Consider the following 18938-nt stretch of genomic DNA (forward strand, 5'->3'; position numbering starts at 1 on the left):
GGCGATGAACACCATCACAAGGCCGAGACTTGCCTTCTGGTCGGATACGGAAGAGCTGGAATGCGTCTCCTGTCTGCCGGAAGCGCCCAATGTCATGACGTTCGGTTTCCAGTCTCCTTCCGGCGCCCTGTTCAGCTTCGATCCCGGCCAGTTCCTCACGCTGGAACTGCCGGTGCCGGGCGGAAACATCTATCGTACCTATACGATCTCGTCGTCGCCGTCGCGGCCGACCTGCCTCACCGTGACGGTCAAGGCGCAGGCCGATTCCATCGGCACGCGGTGGATGTTCGACAATCTGCGACCCGGCGTGCGGTTGCGCGCCACGGGGCCGGCGGGCCGGTTCTCGTTCATGCAGAACCCGGCGGAAAAATATCTGTTCATCTCGGCCGGATCGGGGATTACCCCGATGATGTCGATGACCACCTATCTCTACGATTCCGGACGCGAGCCGGATATTGTTTTCGTCAATTGTGCCCGGCGTCCCTCCGAGATCATCTTCCGGGAACGGCTCGAGCAAATGGCCTCGCGCGTCAACGGTATCGATCTGAAATGGGTTGTCGAGCAGACCGATCCTTTCAGACCCTGGACGGGCTATCGCGGTTTCTTCAACCAGATCATGCTCGGCCTGATGGCGCAGGACTATCTGGAACGCGAAGTGTTCTGCTGCGGGCCTGAACCCTTCATGCGGGCGGTGCGCGAGGCTCTGGCGATCCTCGGCTATGATATGAGCCGCTACCATCAGGAAAGCTTTCAGGCGGCCCCGCAGCAGGCCGAAGCGGTTCCGACCGATGTCGTTCCGGACGAGGACAAAAAGGCGGAGATCGAATTCAGCCTTTCCGGCATCTCCACCCGTTGCGCGGAGACCGACACGATCCTCGCCGCCGCGCGGGCGGCGGGTCTGATGATCCCTTCGGGCTGCACCATGGGCCTGTGCGGCACCTGCAAGATCCGCAAGCTCGAAGGGCAGGTGCATATGGTCCATAATGGCGGCATCACCGACGAGGACATTGCCGACGATTATATTCTCGCCTGCTGCTCAAGGCCGATCGGGTCCGTGAAGCTCGAAATATAAGCGCCTTAAGGCGAAACGCTGCGCGAAAACTCCACCCCGGGGATCAGTTGAAATCGGCCCGGATGCAGCGCGGCGCCTTGATTATCAGATCGTCAACCGAGTGAAGGCAAGGGACGGAAATGACACGTTTTCAGGGAAAATCTGCGCTGGTGACCGGCGCTGCCGGCGGCATCGGGGCAGCCGTGGTGCACAGGCTGCGCCTGGAAGGCGCTCGCGTGGCGGTGGCGGATCGAAGCCTCGCCGGGCTTGAGGCGGATGCCTTTCTGGAGGGCGATCTGCTCGATCCCGCTTATGCGGACGGATTGCCGCAAGCGGCTTTCGAGGCCCTCGGCGCGCTCGATATCGTCATCAACAATGCCGGCGTCATCACAAGGGGCGCGGTGACGGAAACGAGCGATGCCGATTGGTCGCTCTCGGTCGGCGTCAATGTCGAGGCTCCGTTCCGCGTCTGCCGCGCCGCCATTCCGATCATGGCTGCAAGGGGCGGCGGCGCTATTGTCAACGTGTCGTCCTGCTGGGGTGTCCGACCGGGACCGAACCATGCGGTCTATTGCATGACCAAGGCAGCGATCGCATCCCTTACCCAATGCATGGGCATGGACCATGCCCATCAGAATATCCGGGTGAATGCGGTGTGTCCCAATGAGGTCAACACGCCGATGTTGCGCACCGGGTTCATCAAGAGGGGCTTCGACCCCGATACGGCCGTCGCCGAACTCGGAAAAACCGTGCCGCTGGGGCGGATCGCCGAACCCGAAGATATTGCCGATGTCATTACCTTCCTCGCCTCTGACGCCGCCCGTTACATGTGCGGCGCCCTGGTCGAGGTCAACGGAGGAAAGCCGGTAGGATGAGCCGTTTTCATGGAAAAGTCGCTCTGGTGACGGGCGGGCGCAGCGGCATTGGCCGGGCGATCGCCGACAGGCTGCGCGAAGAAGGCGCCCGGGTTTTCACGGCGCAACGGGGCGAAGATCGGGAGTTCGAGGGTCTCGCCGTCGACTTCGCCGATCCGGCGGCGGCGTCCGCCGCCGTTCAGACCCTCATCGACCGGGCCGGCAGGCTCGACGTCCTCATCAACAACGCCGGAATGATGCAGGAGGCGCTCGTCGAGGCGATGACGCTCGAAGACTGGACCCGCAACCTGACGGTCAATCTGACGACGCCCTTCATGCTCATCAAGGCCGCCCTGCCGCACTTGCGGGCCACAAGGGGAACGATCGTCAATATCGGCTCCATCGAAGGGCTCGGTTCCAATCCGAAACATGCCGCATATTGCGCCTCCAAGGCCGGACTGCATGGCCTGACCCGCGCCGTCGCCGTCGATCACGGTGCCGAGGGCATTCGCTGCAATGCCGTCGCGCCGGGCTGGATTGATACGGATCTGAACATCGATTTCATCGAAAGCATGCCTGATCCGGCCGGCTTCAGGCGTTCCATCGGCAATATCCATCCGGTCGGTCGCACCGGCAAGCCGGAAGAAGTCGCAAGCCTCGTCGCATGGCTGGCGTCATCGGAATCGTCCTTTGTGACAGGGCAGGTCTGGAGTGTCGATGGCGGCCGCATGGCCAAATTGAGCCTGCCGCAATAGGGCAAGTTGGCCGGACAAGTGCGGCGCGCATTTCCCATCGCAAGCGCGCCGCCCAATTAGAGCGTTTTGGCTTTTCTTCGAATCGCCAAAGCGCCCTAACTCTTTGTTTTTCTGCATTTCCGGCGGAAACCTGGGTTCCACTTTTCCTGGAAATGCTCTAATGCACTGATATCACTGAACGGAAAGCGCCTTCGCTTTCCTAAAAGCCGCATCCAGTCCCGCCTCGACCACATTGGCGAAGCCCGCGCGACGCATCGCAAGAATGCCGGCGGCGGTTGTTCCCTTGTAGTCGACAAATGATGTCACGGTTTCGTCGGGAGAAGCGCCGTCCCGTTCCTGAAGCCGCCCCGCACCGATGATGAGCTGCTGAGCGGCGCGGCGGGCCACGGCGGTCGGTATGCCACGCGCGATCGCATCGTTCATCATCGCCTCCGCCAGCAATGCCGGGAATGCGGCGCCCGATCCCGACATGGCGGTGAAATAGTCGATATCCGTCTCGCGGCTGACGAGATCCACTTCACCGCAGCTGCGAAACAGCGTGCCGACAGTCTCTGCGTCTCCGGTTTCGGAGGATGCAACGAAGAAGGGCGTATAGGAAAAACCAAGTTCCGCTGCGGCGTTCGGCAGAGCGCGTGCGACACGCGCGGAGCCGGTTCTTTCCCTGATATTGTCGACCGTCACGCCGGCCATCACGGAAACCACCAGTTTCCCGGCCGCTTCGATCTCAACCGCATTCCAATCCTCAGGCCGCACCGAAAGGATGACGATATCGGAATTGTCCACCAATTCCCTGTTGTCCTGCGTCCAGCGGCAATCCAGCGGTTCTGCGGGTTTGCTGCGCCGGAATGAGCATATCAGCCGGTCAGGGGATACCGTGCCGGAGCGGACGAGCGCCTTCGCTATCGCCGTTCCCAGCCATCCAGCGCCTCCGACGATGCCGATGCGGCCGATATCCATCATGATCGAAACGCTCCTCAACCGATCTGAAATCCATGCGCCAGCGGGTCGCGATCATCCACGAATATGGTGTTGTGTCCAATGATCCGCGCCCAGCCGGAGACGCTCGGCAGGATTCCTCTAAAGCTGCCGATCTGCGTCTCCTCCTCGATCCTGCCTTCAAAGATCGTGCCAATCAGGCTTTCCTGACGAAATCTTTCCCCGGCTTTCAGGCGGCCCTTGCCATGGAGTTGCGCCATGCGGGCCGAGGTGCCGGTGCCGCCGGGCGAGCGGTCGATGGCCTTGTCGCCGTAAAACACCGCGCCGCGCCCATCCGCATCGGCTGAAACCGGTCTGTCGCACCAGATGGCATGGTGCACGCCGCTTATTCTCTCGTCCTCGGGATGCACGGGATTGCAGATTTGCGAAAGCGCGCCGCGCAGCTTGCGGCTGAGATCGACGATATCGCTCGCCGACAGGCCGTCGAGACCGGGCCAGGCGGCTTGCGGCTCGATGACAGCATAATAATTGCCGCCATAGGCGACATCGACCGTGAGCCTGCCGAGGTCTGGAACTTCAACCGCCACATCGGCGGCATGAAGATAGCTGGCCACGTTGAACATGCGGACGGATTCGACGAAGTCTGCGGGTTTCTCGTATTGAATATCGACCTTTCCAGCGGGCGTCTCAATCGACAGCCTTCCCGGCACCCTCGGCGTCACCAGACCCTCCTCGATGGCCGCCGTCACGAGCCCGATGGTGCCGGCGCCGCACATGGGCAGGCATCCGCTGACCTCGATGAAGATCACGGCGAAATCGCAGTCCTGCCGATAGGCCGGATAGATGATCGCGCCCGACATCACATCGTGGCCGCGTGGCTCGAACATCAATGCCTGCCGCACCCAGTCGTGGTCGCGCACGAATATGTCGCGGCGCTCGGCGATTGGAAGATGCGGCAGCAGCGGCCCGCCGCCGGCGACGAGACGAACGGGATTCCCGCAGGTGTGGGAATCGATGCAGAAGAAGCTATGACGCATGGCTCTCTTTTTCTCAGTGCGCGCCGTTTCCTCCGGCCGATACCCTGCGGCCCTGCAGCGCGCCTCTGGACAGTCGGTCGAGGAAAATGGCGATGGCGACGATGGCAAGCCCGGCTCTCAGACCCGGACCCATTTCCATGCGCGTCAAGCCGCGCGTCACTTCGGCGCCGAGCCCGCCGGCCCCGACAAGCCCGGCCAGCACGACCATGGCGAGCGACAGCAGAATGCACTGGTTGAGACCGACCAGAAGCGTGGGCGTGGCGGACGGGATTTCGATCTTGAACAGGATGGACCGGGGCGAGGCGCCCGTTGCCTGTCCAAGCTCCAGAAGGTCCTTCGGAACCTGGTTGAAGGCAAGCGTCGTGAGGCGCAGCATCGGCGGAACGCCATAGACGATCGTCGCGATGATCGCCGGGACACGGCCGAGGCTGAAGATCATCACGGCCGGGATCAGATAAACCCATGGCGGCACGGTCTGCATGATGTCGAGCACCGGGCGGATGAATGTCTCGAACCGCTTGTAACGCGACGCCAGAATGCCAAGCGGAAAGGCGACCGACACCGAAATGGCGACTGCCACAGTCACCAGAGAGAGCGTCTGCATCGATTCCGTCCACAGGCCCGCGAAGAAACAGAATGCCAACGCAAATATCGTGACCAGTGCGGCCTTGAGATTGATGGCGAAGAAGGCGAGCAATGTCGCGACCGCAATCAGAACAAAGGCGGGTGGATAGAGCAGCACGGCCTCGATGGCGCCGAGGACCGTCTCTATGAGCTTGGTCACGGCTGCGAAAAACGGGTGGAAATTGGTGTTCAGCCAGTCCACGGCGGGGGCGAGATAGGTGCCCGGCGAAAAGCGGAGGAGATCGAGGTTCATCTTGCACCTGCCTTTACGCGGTGGGCCGCGCTTTGCGTGAGCCTGTCCAGCACCATGGTCAGAATGACGATGGCGATTGCGGCATTGATGGAGGTGGCGATATCCAGCGTGCGCACCGCCCCGTAGATCGTTTCGCCAAGCCCGCCGGAACCGACGATGCCGGCGATGACGACCATGCCGAAAGCCATCATCAGGCTCTGGTTGATGCCCGCCATGATGCTTGGAATGGCGAAGGGTAGGCGGATTTTCGTGAACATCTGCCAGGAGGTGAGACCGCTCGCGTGGCCGAGTTCGATGAATTCCCGCGGTGTCATGCGGATGCCGAGCGAGGTCAGCCGGATGGCGGGCGGCATGGCGACGATGAAGGTGGCGATGAGCGCCGTCGCCGGCCCATAACCCAGAAGGGCAATCGCGGGCAGGAGATAGATATAAGGCGGCATGGTCTGGATCAGGTCGAGTACGGGTTCGAGCACCCGGTCGAGCGATTTGGCGAAGCCCGCAAGGATGCCGAGCGGAATGCCGACCAGCAGAGCAAGGATCGTCGCCGTGGCCACCAAAGCGAGGGTGCTCATGGTTTCGGTCCACAGCCCCATGGCGGCGCAGAACAGCAGCGCGACGCCGGCGAGAACACCGGCCGCAAGGTTTATCAGCCGCCAGCCGAGCAAAGCGGCGATGAGGGCGATGACGACGGGCGGGGCAAGCTGGAGCAGCCAGAGGATGCCGTCATAGCTGCCCTCGAGCAGCCGGCTGACGAAATCGAACAGCCCTTCGCCATTATCGCCGATCCAGCCAAGCGCATCTTCCGTCCAGGTGTCGAAACGGTCCGTGATGATCGAAGTGTCCATTTCCCGTCCTCCGCTATGCCGCCGCGAATTCTTCGGCAGGTGCGCCCGCTACGCCCCGCAAAAGGTCCCGGGCGGTAACGATGCCGATGACGGCATCTTTTTCGAAGACGGCGACAGCGTCGTGGTCGGACTGCATCGTCAGATCGATCAGCGCGCCGATATCGGCCTCCGGCGAGGCCCGCAGCAGCGTGCCGATATCGCATTGCGGCCGCGAGGCCGTAAATTCCGCAACCGGCTGCATGACCGAATGGGCCTTCACCAGATGGATTCTGGAGATGCCCGCCACGAAATCGGCGACATAGTCGTCAGCCGGTTTGGTGACGATATCCTCGGCGGTGCCGACCTGCACGATGACGCCGTCCTTCATGATGGCGATGCGGTCGCCGATGCGGATGGCCTCTTCGAGGTCATGGGTGATGAAGACGGCGGATTTGCCGAGCGATTTCGTCAGTTGCCGGAACTCGTCCTGCAATTGACGGCGGATGAGCGGATCGAGCGCGCTGAACGGCTCGTCCATGAGAATGATCTCGGGATCGGCCGCGAGCGCACGGGCAAGGCCGACGCGCTGCTGCATGCCGCCGGACAATTCCGAGGGATAACGGGAGATCCAGTCGGCCAGCCCCACTTTCTCAAGGGCTTCGCGTGCCACGCGATTGCGTTCGTCTTTCGCGACGCCGCGCACCTCGAGGCTGAAACCGGCATTTTCGAGCACCGTCCGGTAGGGCAACAGCGCCACGCTTTGAAAAACCATGGCCATGTTGCGGGCGCGCAATTCACGCAATTCGGCGGCGTTCAGCTTGGCGATATCCTTGCCCTTCACCGTGATCCTGCCGACACTCGGCTCGATGAGGCGGTTGAGGAGCCGGATCAGGGTGGATTTGCCGCTGCCGGAAAGCCCCATGATGCAGAAGATTTCGCCACGGCGAACCTGAAGGCTGGCGTCGGAGACGCCGACGACACAGTCGAAATCCTCCAGTATCTGCTTTTTTGACAATCCGCGTTCGGAGACGGCCTTGACGGCGGCCTGGGCACGCGCGCCAAAAATTTTCCAGACGTTTTGGCAATCAACCAACACTTCGTTGGGTTCGTTCATCACAGAATTCATCGCGTTCCCCACGGGCCTGCTCGGGGCCGGCCTTCAACTTTTGGAAATCCGCGTGCGGGCCGCCTTTGCGGCCCGCACGTTCAGGGTCATTCGCCCTTGATGTTTTCCCAGCGCTTCAGAAGATCGGCGTGGCTGTCGGTCCAGTCCTTGACTGCCTGATCCATCGTCTTGCCATCGTTGACGGCGGCATTGATGGCGGTGATATCGGCAAGCGGCACGTAGACGCTGGCGACCACTTCACGCGCATGCGGATATTTCTCGGAGAAGCCCTTCTGGCCGATCCAGTAATAGCTCTGCGGCGGCGGGAATACGGCCTTCGGATCCTTGAGGAACTTTACGTCGTAGCGCTGCATCATCCAGGAAGGTTCCCAGATCGTGACGGCGATCCATTCCTTGCGGTCGATGGCCGACTTGAGCGCCGCGGTCATTGCCGCCGTGCTGCCTTCGACGAGCTGCAGCTTCAGGCCGTAATCCTTCACGGCGTTGCCGGTGTCGCGCATCAGGCCGGAACCGGGTTCGATACCGACGATCTTGCCGCCGAACTTGTCGGCATTGTCATTCAATTGATCGACGGAATCCACGGTGACATATTTCGGCACGGCGATGCCCTGGAAGAGACCGTGCGACACGGGCGAAATCTTCTCGAGACGCCGCTTGTTCTTGTCCCAGTAATCCTGCGCGACATAGTCGATCTGCGAGGCGAGCAGCTGAATATCGCCCTTGGTCAAAGCGGCATAGGCGATGCCCCATTCCGAGAACGGCACGACCTTGACGGTATAACCGGAATCCTCGAGCACCTTTTTGGTAATGCCGGTAATGGGTGTGAGATCCTCCCAGGACATCGTACCCAGGGTTACGGTCTTTTCTTCCGCAGAGGCGGAGAATGCCGTCATGCCGACCATCGCGGCCGCGCAGAGCGCTTTCCATAAAGTCTTCATAATATTTCTCCTAGTTTTTGTTCCCATTCTTATCGAAGACCCGACGCCGGCCCGGTCCTCCTATTGCGCGGGAGGGATCATCCCTCGCGGCCTGCACGCAATTCCTGCAATCGGATCACCGAATTGATGCCGAGCCACGCGAAAGGCTCCGGCGGCAGCCGGGTGGGCTCGGGATGATCCATGTATTCTTCGAGGTGTCTGGAGGCGTTGCCGGTCGCCAGTTCCGCCGCCATCATGCCGGCAAGCGTGCTTTTCACGGTGCCGAGCCCGTTCTCGCAGCAGGCGGAATAAAGCCCCTCCTCGATCTCGCCAAAGGCGGGCACATGGTTGCGGCTGAGACAAAGCCTGCCGGCCCAGCTGTGCTCGAAACCGATATTGCGAAGGCCGGGAAAGCGGGCGTCGAGCGAACGCCGATGCGCGTTCGCCATTTTCGCAAGCCGTCGCTCGCTGATGCCGACCGTCGTCTCATAGGTGTATTTCGTGCGGATCGCGATGCGCGACTGGCCGCCCGAGGTGATCTTGCGCACGGTCGCGCCCATCGCATCGGCAGGCAGCAGCGCCCATCTGTCCTCGCCCGAGACGCGGTGGCCGAAATCGTCGGCCGCAAAGGGCGCGGTGATCGAGGCATAGGCGAAAATATGCATCAGCCGTCCGCCGAAATGGCCGAAATCGTCGATATGGCCGTTCACCCCGAGAATGACCTTCGGAGCGCTGACGCGGCCCTTCGGCGTCACCGCCGTCCAGATGTGATTTTCGTGTCTGAGCGCCGTGACGGGCGAATTTTCGAACAGGTCCACCTTCGACGACAGGCCGGCGGCCAGTTCGCGAATATAGTCCGCAGGCTGGATCAGCACCGCTCCCGGCGTATAAAGCCCGCCGAGATAATAATCCGACCCGGTCAGCGCGCGCATTTCGGCCGCATCGAGGAAACGGTGCTTTTCGCCGGCGTTTTTCAGCGACTGGCCGAAACTCTGATTGAGTTTCAGCCCCCGCGCGGTGGCGGCGGCATTGATCTTTCCGGCCGGATCGAATGTCTGGCGTGACATTTCGTATTCCGCCGCCGCCTCGCCGGCGAATTTTATCGCCGACCGGTTCTGCGCCATTTCGAGCTGGGTGGCATCGGCCGCTCCGCTCGAATATTCACCGGAGGCGAGGTTATGCGGGACGTCGATCATGAAACCGGAATTGCGCCCGGACGTGCCTTTACCAACCTCGCTCGCATCGATGACGACGATCCTGTCGCCGGGACGGAGCTGCGTGAGGCGGCGGGCAGCCGAAAGACCGGCAAAACCCGCGCCGATGATCAACCAGTCCGCCGTCACGTTGCCTTCCAGGCTGCGGACCGGGAAGGAACGTTTGCTGATCGCCTCCCAGCCCGAGATGCCGTTTTCGACCGGCAAACGTTTGACGGACCGGCTCGTCATCTGACCGTCTCGTCCACCGAACGATCCGATATGTCGATCCAGATCGTCTTGAGTTCGCAATAATTGTCGTGCGCGAAGATCGACTTGTCGCGCCCGCCGAAACCGGATTCCTTGTAGCCGCCGAAGGGCGTGGTGGCGTCGCCTTCACCGAAGCAGTTGACGGTGACGATGCCAGCGCGGATTTCGCGCGACAGCCGGATCGCCTTGCGCAGGCTTGCGGTATAGACGGAGGCGGCGAGGCCGTAATTCGTGTCGTTGGCGAGACTGACCGCCTCGGCCAGCGTGTTGAAACTCGTCACCGACAGGATCGGGCCGAAGATTTCTTCCTGGAAAAGCCGGCTCGCCGGCGTCACCTTGTCGACCACCGTGGGCTCGATGAAGATGCCCTTGTCGGTCTTGCCGCCGTGAACGATGGCGAGCTTCTCGGTCTTCACATCCTCGAGGAAGGAATGGACCTTGTCAAAATGGGCCTTGCTGACCAGCGCGCCGACGCGGTTTTCCGGGTCGAGCGGGTCGCCCATCTTCCAGTCGCGCATATAGGCGCCGATCCGCTGAAGCAACTCGTCCTTGATCTTCGCATCGACGATCAGCCGCGAGGAGGCCGAGCAATTCTCGCCCATATTCCAGAAGGCGCCATTGACGACCTGCTCGGCAACGAGATCGAGGTCTTCGGCGTCATCCAGCACCACTGCCGGGTTCTTGCCGCCGCATTCGAGCACGACACGCTTAAGGTTGGAATCGGCGGCGTAACGCAGGAACCGCCGTCCGGTCGGCGTCGAGCCGGTGAAGGCCACCATGTCGACATCCATATGCAGGCCGATAGGCTCGCCAACTTCCTTGCCGCCGCCGGTGACGACGTTGAAGACGCCGGCCGGAATGCCGGCCTCATGGGCGAGTTCGGCGACGCGCAACGTCGTCAGCGTCGTTTCCGCCGCCGGCTTGACGATGACCGAGCAGCCGGAGGCAAGCGCCGGGCCGATTTTCCAGGCGAGCATCAAGAGCGGGAAGTTCCAGGGCAGGACGCAGCCGACGACACCGACGGGTTCACGCACGATCATGGCAAGCGCATTGCCGGTGACCGGGGCCGTGTTGTCATAAAGCTTGTCGATCAGTTCGGCATGCCAGCGAATGGTATGGATCGTATCGGGAACATCGACCGTCTGGCACTCGCGCACCGGCTTGCCGCTGTCGAGGCTTTCCATGACGGCCAGTTCGTGCCGGTTGTTTTCCAGAAGCTTGGCGAAGTCGAGCAGAATCGCCTTGCGGTCGGCCGGTGCAAGGTTGCGCCAGCTGCCGTCCTCGAAGGCTTCGCGCGCCTTGGCGACGGCGAAATCCACATCGCTTGCGTCACAGGCGGCGATTTCGGTCAGCGTCTCGCCGGTGGCAGGGTTGGTGGAGGTGAATGTCTTGCCCGATTTCGCCGGGACGAAAGCGCCGTCGATGAAGGCATTGGCGGGCAATTGCAGATTGGCGGCAATCGCGCGATATTCGGCGGCGGTCAAAGGTTCATGCATGATTGGCTCCCGACGTGATCTGGGCAACGGTGCGCTTCAAGGTGGCGACGACGGTCTGGAGGGTGCGTTTTTCCTCGGAATTGAGCGGCCTGAGCGGGGCGCGCACGGGACCGGCCTTCAGGCCGATGATCTCGCAGCCGTGCTTGATGGACTGCACGAATTTTCCGCATTCGAGGAAATCCATCAGCGGCAGCATCGCGGTCATGATCACGCGACCCTTGTCGAAATTCTTTTCGAGAACACAGGCTTCGTAGAGCGCCACATGTTCGCGCGGCAGGAAATTCGAGCCCGCGCAGACCCAGCTTTTCGCACCCCAGGCGAAGAATTCCAGCGCCTGATCGTCCCAGCCGCAGGAGAGCGCAATATGCGGAAACTTGCGGGCGAGCAGATGCAGATTGCCCATGTCGCCGGAGCTTTCCTTGATGGCGACGATGTTCTTGGATTTGCCGACCAGGGAAAAATATTCTTCCCCCATCACCACGCCCATGCGGGCGGGATAGTTGTAGAGCATGATCGGCAGATTTGCGGCGCGGTCGACGGCCAGCGCATGGACCGCATTTTCACGCTCCGTCGGCAGCGCATAGGGCGGGGAGGAGACGAGAATGGCGTCCGCCCCGATTTCCTTCGCGGCCTTGGCATAGTCAATGGAATCCTCGGTGCGCGTCGCGCCGGTGCCGATTATCAGCGGCAGCCGCGTGCCGATGACCTGCTTGGCGTAAGCGGCGAGATCGAAGCGCTCCTGCGCCGTCTGCGCGTAATATTCACCCGTGGAACCGCCGACGATGATGCCATGGACGCGGGCTTCGATCAGATGTTCCAGAACGGCTGCGAAACCGTCACGGTCGATCTGCCCATCGGGCCCAAGCGGCGTGATCGCCGGAGTATATATGCCTTCGAACTTCAAGACGATTTCTCCATCGCTGCGACGGGCACCTCGACGAGGGCATCCGCCTTCATTCCCTGTGGTGCGATGAACATTTCCATGTTCTCGCGCGACAATTCCCAATGCTCGAAGACCAGATCGACAACGGCGTCCTCGTCATGCTTTTCAATCGCGGCGATGAAGCCGTCATGATGCTCGACGGCGAGCTTCAGGCGCTCGCGCATGTCGTCATTGCGCGGCCGGTAAAACGTGTGGCCGATGCGGGCGTGATCGATCAGCAGCCGGCCGAGGCTCGCCTGCAGATAGACGTTGCCGGACATGTCGCCGATCAGCGCGTGGAAATGGTTGTTTTCCACCACCATGGCCGGCGCATCGCCCGTCAGGCTTGCCGTGCGGAACCGCTCCTGCGTGTCCCGCAATTCGCCAAGCTGTTTTGGCCGGAAATTCTGTACGGCGAGGCGGCCGATCGCGGCATAGATCATCGGTGCGACCAGAAAGAAGTGCCGAAGCGTCTGGTGATTCATCGGAATGACACGCGCGCCGCGATTGGCGCGGATATCGATGTAACCCTCACCCTCGAGACGGCGGAAAATTTCCCGGACAGGCGTGCGCGACAGGCCGTAGCGTGCGCCGAGGCTCACCTCATCGAGATCCTGATCGGGGTCGAGTTCCATCGTCAGAATCTGATGCTTGATATCTTCATACAAGCCGTTCTTGCCGTTTTTCATCCAAACCTCCTGCCCGAACCGGTGTGGGCGCATTCCATTCCTGTCGACGTTGAAAAAGCTGACACGGCTTTTGCGATGAGTCAACGAAATTGTATAATCTCGTTATACATTGCTTATAAGAAAATAATTCATTTCCATGATTTCGCACGCCTGATGATGCATATATTATTGAAAATATTATGCTTTAAGGAATTTTGGTTGTTTGCATGGGCTGGCGAGACCGCCCCGTTTCAGCAGCGGATAGGGCGTGGAAAGCTCGTTTTGGCGATGATCTGAGCGCGGTCAGGGCTGTGGAAGCAGCACGCCGACGGCGAATTCCTCGTCGGTTGCCACTCGGCCGGCCTGGGTCTTGCGATATTCGCTGGGGGTGAAACCGCGCTCGGTTCGCAGCGTGCGGGAAAGGTGGGGTGCGTCGCAAAAGCCGGTGGCGAGCGCAATCTGGGTGATCGTGTCATGCGTGGTGCGCAGCAGGGAGAGTGCGCGGTCCAGCCGAAGCTCGAGATAGACCTTGGACGGCGTCGCGTTCAGGTCGCTCAGGAAACGCCGTTCGAGGCTGCGGCGGCCAAGGCCGAGATCATTTGCCAGTTCCGGCACGGTCCTCGGAACCTCGATATTCTGCTGCATCCGCAGGATCGCCTTTTTCACCAGGGGATCATTGGCCTTGCGTGCGCTCTGCTGGCCGGGTTGCGGTTTTTCGCCGCTCAGCGCGCTGTCGATCATCATGATATTGAGGCTTTTGATGGCGGCGGACTGGCCGACATGACGCTCGACGAGAAAGGCGGCCAGATGTGCGGCGCCATGGCCACCGGAACAGGTCAGTCGGTCGCGGTCGATGACGAAGATCTGGTCGGAGACCATCTGCACCGTCTCGAACCGGTCGAGAAAATCCTGGTGGTGGAACCAGCTCACACAGCAGCGATATCCATCAAGCAGGCCGGCCTCGTGCAGAATGAAAACGCCGGTGCAGAGCCCGACGATGGGAATGCCCGCCGCCGCCCGGTCTTTCAGGAAGCGCAGCGCCTCCGGTGGCAGGGCGCTGTGATCGCTGATCAGGCCGCCGACAACGACGATATAATCGTAATGCCCGGCATCCATCAGCCGCCTATCCGGCTGCACCTTCACGCCGCAGCTCGATTGCACGCTGCTCAAGGTTGCCGACAGCACCGACCATTCGCACAGGATCGGCCGGGAACGGTCCGCCTCGTCGGCGGCAAGACGCAGCACATCGACGAAATTCGCAAAGGCCGACAGCGTGAAACGGTCGGCAAGCAGGAAGGCGACGCTGAGGCGTTTTCTGGCGCGGTGTGAGGTCATGACGCAAATATTCATGCAAACAGACGCGATTGTCCAGCCGGGGCGCAACAAATGCTCCTAGCTTTTGCGACACGAGATTTTCCAACCATCGGGTCCGCTCATGACGCGTTTTAATGCCTTCAATCTTTTGCGGAATGCCCTGACCGGCCACAAGAACTGGGACGAGCAATGGCCCGACAGTCAGCCGAAAGCCGAATATGACGTGGTTATCGTCGGCGCCGGCGGCCATGGTCTGGGTGCCGCCTATTATCTGGCCAGCCAGCACGGCATCACCAATGTCGCCGTCATCGACAAGGGCTGGCTCGGCGGCGGCAATACCGGCCGCAACACGACGATCATCCGCTCCAACTATCTCTATGACGAGAGCGCTCGTCTTTATGACCATGCCGTCGACCTGTGGGAGAACCTCAGCCAGGAGCTGAACTACAACGTCATGTATTCCCGGCGCGGCGTGCTGATGCTGGCCCACAATGTGCACGACGTGCAGAGCTTCAAGCGTCATATTCATTCCAACCGCTTGAACGGCGTCGACAATCGCTGGCTCAGCCCACAAGAATGCCAGGAATATTGCCCGCCCTTGAGTATTGCGCCGAATGCCCGCTATCCTGTCATGGGCGGCGCGTTGCAGGAGCGTGCGGGTACGGCGCGCCACGATGCAGTCGCCTGGGGTTATGCCCGCGGTGCCGCCGCCCGTGGCGTCGATATCATCCAGAACTGCCCGGTCACCGCCATTCGCCGTAACGCCGATGGCTCCGTTGCCGGCGTGGAAACGGCGCGCGGCTTCATCAAGGCGAAGAAGGTCGCGGTCTCGGCCGCTGGCCACACATCTGTCGTCATGGATACGGCCGGTGTCCGCCTGCCGCTCGAAAGCTATCCGCTGCAGGCGCTGGTGTCGGAGCCGATCAAGCCGATCTTCCCCTGCGTGGTCATGTCCAATGCGGTGCACGCCTATATCAGCCAGTCCGACAAGGGCGAGCTGGTGATCGGTTCGGGCACCGACCAGTACACCTCCTATTCGCAGCGGGGCGGCCTGCCGCTGATCGAACATACGATCGCGGCCATCGTCGAAATCTTCCCGATCTTCAACCGCATGCGCATGCTGCGCAAATGGGGCGGCATCGTCGATGTCACGCCGGATCGCTCGGCCATTCTCGGCAAGACACCGGTCGATGGGCTCTACGTCAATTGCGGCTGGGGTACGGGCGGGTTCAAGGCCACGCCGGGCGCTGCCCATACCTTCGCCTGGACCATCGCCAAAAACGAACCGCACCCGATCAACGCGCCCTTCACGCTGGAACGCTTCCGCTCCGGCCGCCTGATCGACGAGGCCGCCGCCGCCGCCGTGGCGCATTGAGGAGCTGACCCCATGCTTTTGATCCGCTGCCCCTATTGCAACGAAACGCTGCCCGAAGCCGAATTCACCTATGCCGGACAGGCCCATATCGTCCGCGCCGCCGACCCGTCGTCGCAGACCGATGAACAATGGGAAGAATTCCTGTTCATCCGCGAAAACGTCAAGGGTCCGCATTTTGAGCGCTGGCGGCACCTGCATGGCTGTGGCCGCTTCTTCAACGCCGTGCGCGATACGGTGAGCGACCGGTTCCTGACGACCTATCGCGCGGGCGAGCCGCGACCTGAACTGTCTTCCCTGACCCGCGCGCCAGCAAGTTCCGAGGTGTCGAAATGAACTCCTATCGCGTTTCCGGCCGTGGCCGTGTGGATGCCGCCCGCTCGGTAAACTTTACCTTTGACGGCAAGACCTATCGCGGAGCGAAAGGCGATACGGTCGCCTCGGCGCTTTTGGCCAATGGCGTGCATCTGATGGGCCGCTCGTTCAAATACCACCGTCCGCGCGGCCCGGTCGCCGCCGGTTCCGAGGAGCCGAATGCGCTGATCGGCACCCGCCGCAGCGCCGGACGCTTTGAGCCCAATACCCGCGCTACCATGCAGGAAATCTGGAACGGGCTGGAAACCACCTCGCAGAACAAATTTCCGAGCCTGAAATTCGACATCGGCGCCGTCAACGACATGGCCTATATGCTGTTTTCGGCCGGTTTCTACTACAAGACCTTCATGTGGCCGAAGAGCTTCTGGAACAAGGTCTATGAGCCCTTCATCCGCGCGGCCGCGGGTCTCGGCGTTTCTCCCAAGGAGGAAGACCCGGATACCTATGCTTCGCGCAACCTGCATTGCGATGTGCTGATCGTCGGCGCCGGTCCTGCCGGTCTGGCGGCGGCGCGCGCGGCGGCGGTCGATGGTCTCAAGGTCGTGCTGGTCGATGAAAATGCCGAAGCCGGCGGTACGCTGCTTTCCGAACCGCAGGCGAAGATCGACGGCAAGCCGGCATGGACCTGGCTGGCGGATGAATTGCAGGCCCTGAAGGATCAGGGCGTCAAGGTCATGACCCGCACGACGGCCATTGCCTATTACCATCAGAACATGATCGGCCTTTGTGAAAAGCTGACCGATCATCTTGAGACCGTGCCGAAGGATACGCCGCGCGAACGCCTGTGGCGAGTACGCGCGCGGCAGGTGGTGCTGGCGCAGGGCGCTCTGGAAAAGCCGCTGGTCTTTCACGGCAATGATCGGCCGGGCGTTATGCTCGCGGGCGCGGCGCAGACCTATCTCAACCGTTACGGCGTAAAGGTCGGCAACCGCCCGGTGGTGGTGACGAGCCATGACAGCGCCTGGTATGCGGCGTTTGATCTTCACGGTGCCGGCGCGCGCGTTCAGGCGATTGTCGATACCCGCGCCAAGGTGCGGGAAGAACTGGTGAACGAGGCGCGTGCGCTCGGCATTCCGGTCAAGCTGTCGCATACGGTCACGGCAACGTCGGGACGGCTGCGCGTCAAGTCGGCTCGCGTCAATCTGGTGAATGGTTCCACAGTCGCTGCGGGACAGGAGATCGCCTGCGACGCGGTGCTGATGTCGGGCGGCTGGACGCCGTCGCTGCATCTCTTCTCCCACACGCAGGGCAAGCTTGCCTGGGATGACGAGCGGACCACCTTCTTGCCCGCCCTCACCAATGAGGACTGTGTTATCGCAGGCGCCGGACGCGGGCTCTGGGGCATCGAGGCCGCGTTGAAGGACGGCGCGGAGCGGGGTCGTGAAGTCGTTGCCGCACTTGGCAGGGCTGCCAATTCTTCCAGCCATGCGGTGGAGCATGATCGTACCGGCAGCGGTGTCTCGCACACGGAACTGCCGAGCGACCGCGATGCCGGCAAGGCCAAGGCTTTCGTCGATTACCAGAACGACGTGACCGCCAAGGATCTGAGGCTTGCCGTGCGTGAGGGCATGCGTTCCATCGAGCATGTCAAGCGCTACACCACCAACGGCATGGCCACCGATCAGGGCAAGATGTCCAACATCAACGGTCTCAACATCGCGGCGGAAGCGCTCGGCAAGCGACAGCCGGAAGTGGGCCTAACCACCTTCCGCCCGCCCTATACGCCGACGACCTTCGGGGCTTTCGCCGGTTATCACCGCGGCGCGCATTTCGAGGTGACACGCAAGACGCAGATCGACGGGTGGGCTGAGGAGCATGGCGCGGTCTATGAGCCGGTCGGGCAATGGCGTCGCGCCTGGTATTTCCCGAAGTCGGGCGAAGACATGGATGCGGCGGTCGGGCGCGAATGCCGGGCGGTGCGCGAAAGCCTCGGCATTTTCGATGCCTCGACGCTTGGCAAGATCGAGGTTGTGGGTCCTGACGCGGTCGAGTTCATGAACCGCATGTATACCAATCCCTGGACGAAGCTCGCTCCCGGCCGCTGCCGTTACGGCCTGCTGCTCGGCGATGACGGCTTCATCCGCGACGACGGCGTTATCGGCCGCATGACCGAGGATCGTTTCCACGTCACCACCACGACAGGCGGTGCGGCCCGGGTGCTGAACATGATGGAGGATTATCTCCAGACGGAATGGCCGGATCTCAATGTCTGGCTGACCTCGACGACAGAACAATGGTCGACCATTGCCCTCAACGGCCCGAATGCGGCAAAGCTGCTCGCACCGCTTGTGGAAGGCGTCGAGCTGACGGAAGAGGCCTTCCCGCATATGTCCTGCGTGGAATGCACGGTCGCCGGCATGCCGGCGCGGCTGTTCCGCGTCAGCTTCACCGGCGAGATCGGCTTCGAGGTCAACGTGCCTGCGCCGCTTGGCCGCAAGCTCTGGGAAATCCTGTGGGAGGCCGGCCAGCAATACGGCATCACGCCCTATGGCACCGAAACCATGCATGTGCTGCGTGCCGAAAAGGGCTACATCATCGTCGGCCAGGACACCGATGGCACGGTCACGCCCTATGATGCGGCGATGGGCTGGGCCGTGGGCAAGAACAAGCCCGATTTCGTCGGCAAGCGCGGCCTCGCCCGCCCCGATCTCGTCGCCAAGGATCGCCGCCACCTCGTCGGCCTTCTGACGGAAGACCGCTCGAAGCTGGAAGAGGGCGCACAGATCGTCTTCGACCCGAAACAGCCGATCCCGATGAAAATGGTGGGGCACGTGACCTCCTCCTATCATTCGGATGCCGTCGGCCAGCCAATCGCGCTGGCGCTGGTGGAAGGCGGGCATGAGCGGATGGGCGAGACCGTCTATATTCCGATGCTGGATCGCACCATTGCCGCGAAAATCACCGGGATGGTCTTTGTCGATCCCGAAAACACCCGCCTGAAGATTTGACCC

At 61.8% G+C, this 18938-nt stretch carries 17 protein-coding genes; 6 read left to right on the forward strand and 11 right to left on the reverse strand.

All coding sequences use genetic code 11. The annotated features are described in order from the left end of the window. The first annotated feature begins 4 nt into the window (after positions 1–4). The 3 genes from AC5YUO_RS22580 (at position 5) to AC5YUO_RS22590 (ending at position 2660) form a co-directional block, all read left to right on the forward strand. Positions 5–1072 (forward strand): FAD-binding oxidoreductase, encoded by a 1068-nt coding sequence (locus AC5YUO_RS22580; RefSeq protein WP_496155293.1) that lies wholly within the window; start codon positions 5–7, stop codon positions 1070–1072. 119 nt (positions 1073–1191) lie between these two features. Next, positions 1192–1926, forward strand: a complete 735-nt coding sequence (locus tag AC5YUO_RS22585) for an SDR family NAD(P)-dependent oxidoreductase (RefSeq protein WP_496155294.1) — start codon at positions 1192–1194, stop codon at positions 1924–1926. Continuing rightward, a complete protein-coding gene (locus AC5YUO_RS22590; protein WP_496155295.1) occupies positions 1923–2660 on the forward strand; it encodes an SDR family NAD(P)-dependent oxidoreductase in 738 nt (245 codons plus the stop codon). The genes AC5YUO_RS22585 and AC5YUO_RS22590 overlap by 4 nt, the downstream gene beginning before the upstream one ends. A 171-nt stretch (positions 2661–2831) precedes the next feature. Here the strand turns inward: AC5YUO_RS22590 and AC5YUO_RS22595 are convergent, their stop codons facing one another. The 11 genes from AC5YUO_RS22595 to AC5YUO_RS22645 all read right to left on the reverse strand — a co-directional run bounded on the left by AC5YUO_RS22595 (position 2832) and on the right by AC5YUO_RS22645 (position 14276). After that, positions 2832–3620: a pyrroline-5-carboxylate reductase family protein gene (locus AC5YUO_RS22595; protein WP_496155296.1), complete on the reverse strand. Its 789-nt coding sequence runs from the start codon at positions 3618–3620 to the stop codon at positions 2832–2834. 14 nt (positions 3621–3634) lie between these two features. Next, positions 3635–4633 carry a 4-hydroxyproline epimerase gene (locus AC5YUO_RS22600; protein ID WP_496155297.1) on the reverse strand — a complete coding sequence of 333 codons (999 nt, stop codon included), beginning with the start codon at positions 4631–4633 and terminating at the stop codon, positions 3635–3637. Positions 4634–4646: 13 nt separating this feature from the next. Continuing rightward, a complete protein-coding gene (locus AC5YUO_RS22605) occupies positions 4647–5510 on the reverse strand; it encodes an ABC transporter permease (protein ID WP_496155298.1) in 864 nt (287 codons plus the stop codon). Next, complete coding sequence (locus tag AC5YUO_RS22610) at positions 5507–6355, reverse strand: ABC transporter permease (RefSeq protein ID WP_496155299.1); 849 nt, start codon at positions 6353–6355, stop codon at positions 5507–5509. The genes AC5YUO_RS22605 and AC5YUO_RS22610 overlap by 4 nt, the downstream gene beginning before the upstream one ends. A gap of 13 nt (positions 6356–6368) precedes the next feature. After that, complete coding sequence (locus AC5YUO_RS22615) at positions 6369–7448, reverse strand: quaternary amine ABC transporter ATP-binding protein (RefSeq protein WP_496155300.1); 1080 nt, start codon at positions 7446–7448, stop codon at positions 6369–6371. Between the two features lie 98 nt (positions 7449–7546). Next, on the reverse strand, positions 7547–8398 hold the full coding sequence (locus AC5YUO_RS22620; RefSeq protein WP_220319410.1) for a glycine betaine ABC transporter substrate-binding protein: 852 nt from the start codon (positions 8396–8398) through the stop codon (positions 7547–7549). 77 nt (positions 8399–8475) lie between these two features. Beyond that, a complete protein-coding gene (locus AC5YUO_RS22625) occupies positions 8476–9822 on the reverse strand; it encodes an NAD(P)/FAD-dependent oxidoreductase (RefSeq protein WP_496155301.1) in 1347 nt (448 codons plus the stop codon). Beyond that, positions 9819–11336, reverse strand: a complete 1518-nt coding sequence (locus tag AC5YUO_RS22630; RefSeq protein WP_496155302.1) for an aldehyde dehydrogenase — start codon at positions 11334–11336, stop codon at positions 9819–9821. Before AC5YUO_RS22630 ends, AC5YUO_RS22625 begins: the two co-directional genes overlap by 4 nt. After that, the gene (locus AC5YUO_RS22635) at positions 11329–12240 is read right to left on the reverse strand and encodes a dihydrodipicolinate synthase family protein (protein WP_496155303.1); all 912 of its coding nucleotides are present in this window, start codon (positions 12238–12240) and stop codon (positions 11329–11331) included. The genes AC5YUO_RS22630 and AC5YUO_RS22635 overlap by 8 nt, the downstream gene beginning before the upstream one ends. Beyond that, positions 12237–12947, reverse strand: a complete 711-nt coding sequence (locus AC5YUO_RS22640) for a GntR family transcriptional regulator (protein ID WP_220319406.1) — start codon at positions 12945–12947, stop codon at positions 12237–12239. Before AC5YUO_RS22640 ends, AC5YUO_RS22635 begins: the two co-directional genes overlap by 4 nt. Before the next feature lie 282 nt (positions 12948–13229). Beyond that, a complete protein-coding gene (locus AC5YUO_RS22645; protein ID WP_496155304.1) occupies positions 13230–14276 on the reverse strand; it encodes a GlxA family transcriptional regulator in 1047 nt (348 codons plus the stop codon). An 85-nt stretch (positions 14277–14361) separates the two neighbouring features. On the opposite strand from AC5YUO_RS22645, the gene AC5YUO_RS22650 reads away from it, so the two are divergent. The 3 genes from AC5YUO_RS22650 to AC5YUO_RS22660 are packed head-to-tail and all read left to right on the forward strand — an operon-like array spanning position 14362 to position 18935. Beyond that, entirely contained in the window at positions 14362–15615 is a 1254-nt protein-coding gene (locus tag AC5YUO_RS22650) for a sarcosine oxidase subunit beta family protein (protein WP_496155305.1), read from the forward strand. Positions 15616–15627: 12 nt separating this feature from the next. After that, positions 15628–15948, forward strand: coding sequence for a sarcosine oxidase subunit delta (locus tag AC5YUO_RS22655; protein ID WP_137005439.1), 321 nt, complete (start codon positions 15628–15630; stop codon positions 15946–15948). Then, positions 15945–18935, forward strand: a complete 2991-nt coding sequence (locus AC5YUO_RS22660; protein WP_496155306.1) for a sarcosine oxidase subunit alpha — start codon at positions 15945–15947, stop codon at positions 18933–18935. Before AC5YUO_RS22655 ends, AC5YUO_RS22660 begins: the two co-directional genes overlap by 4 nt. Positions 18936–18938: the final 3 nt, after the last annotated feature.

Source organism: Agrobacterium sp. LEGMi-208b, from assembly GCF_059511785.1.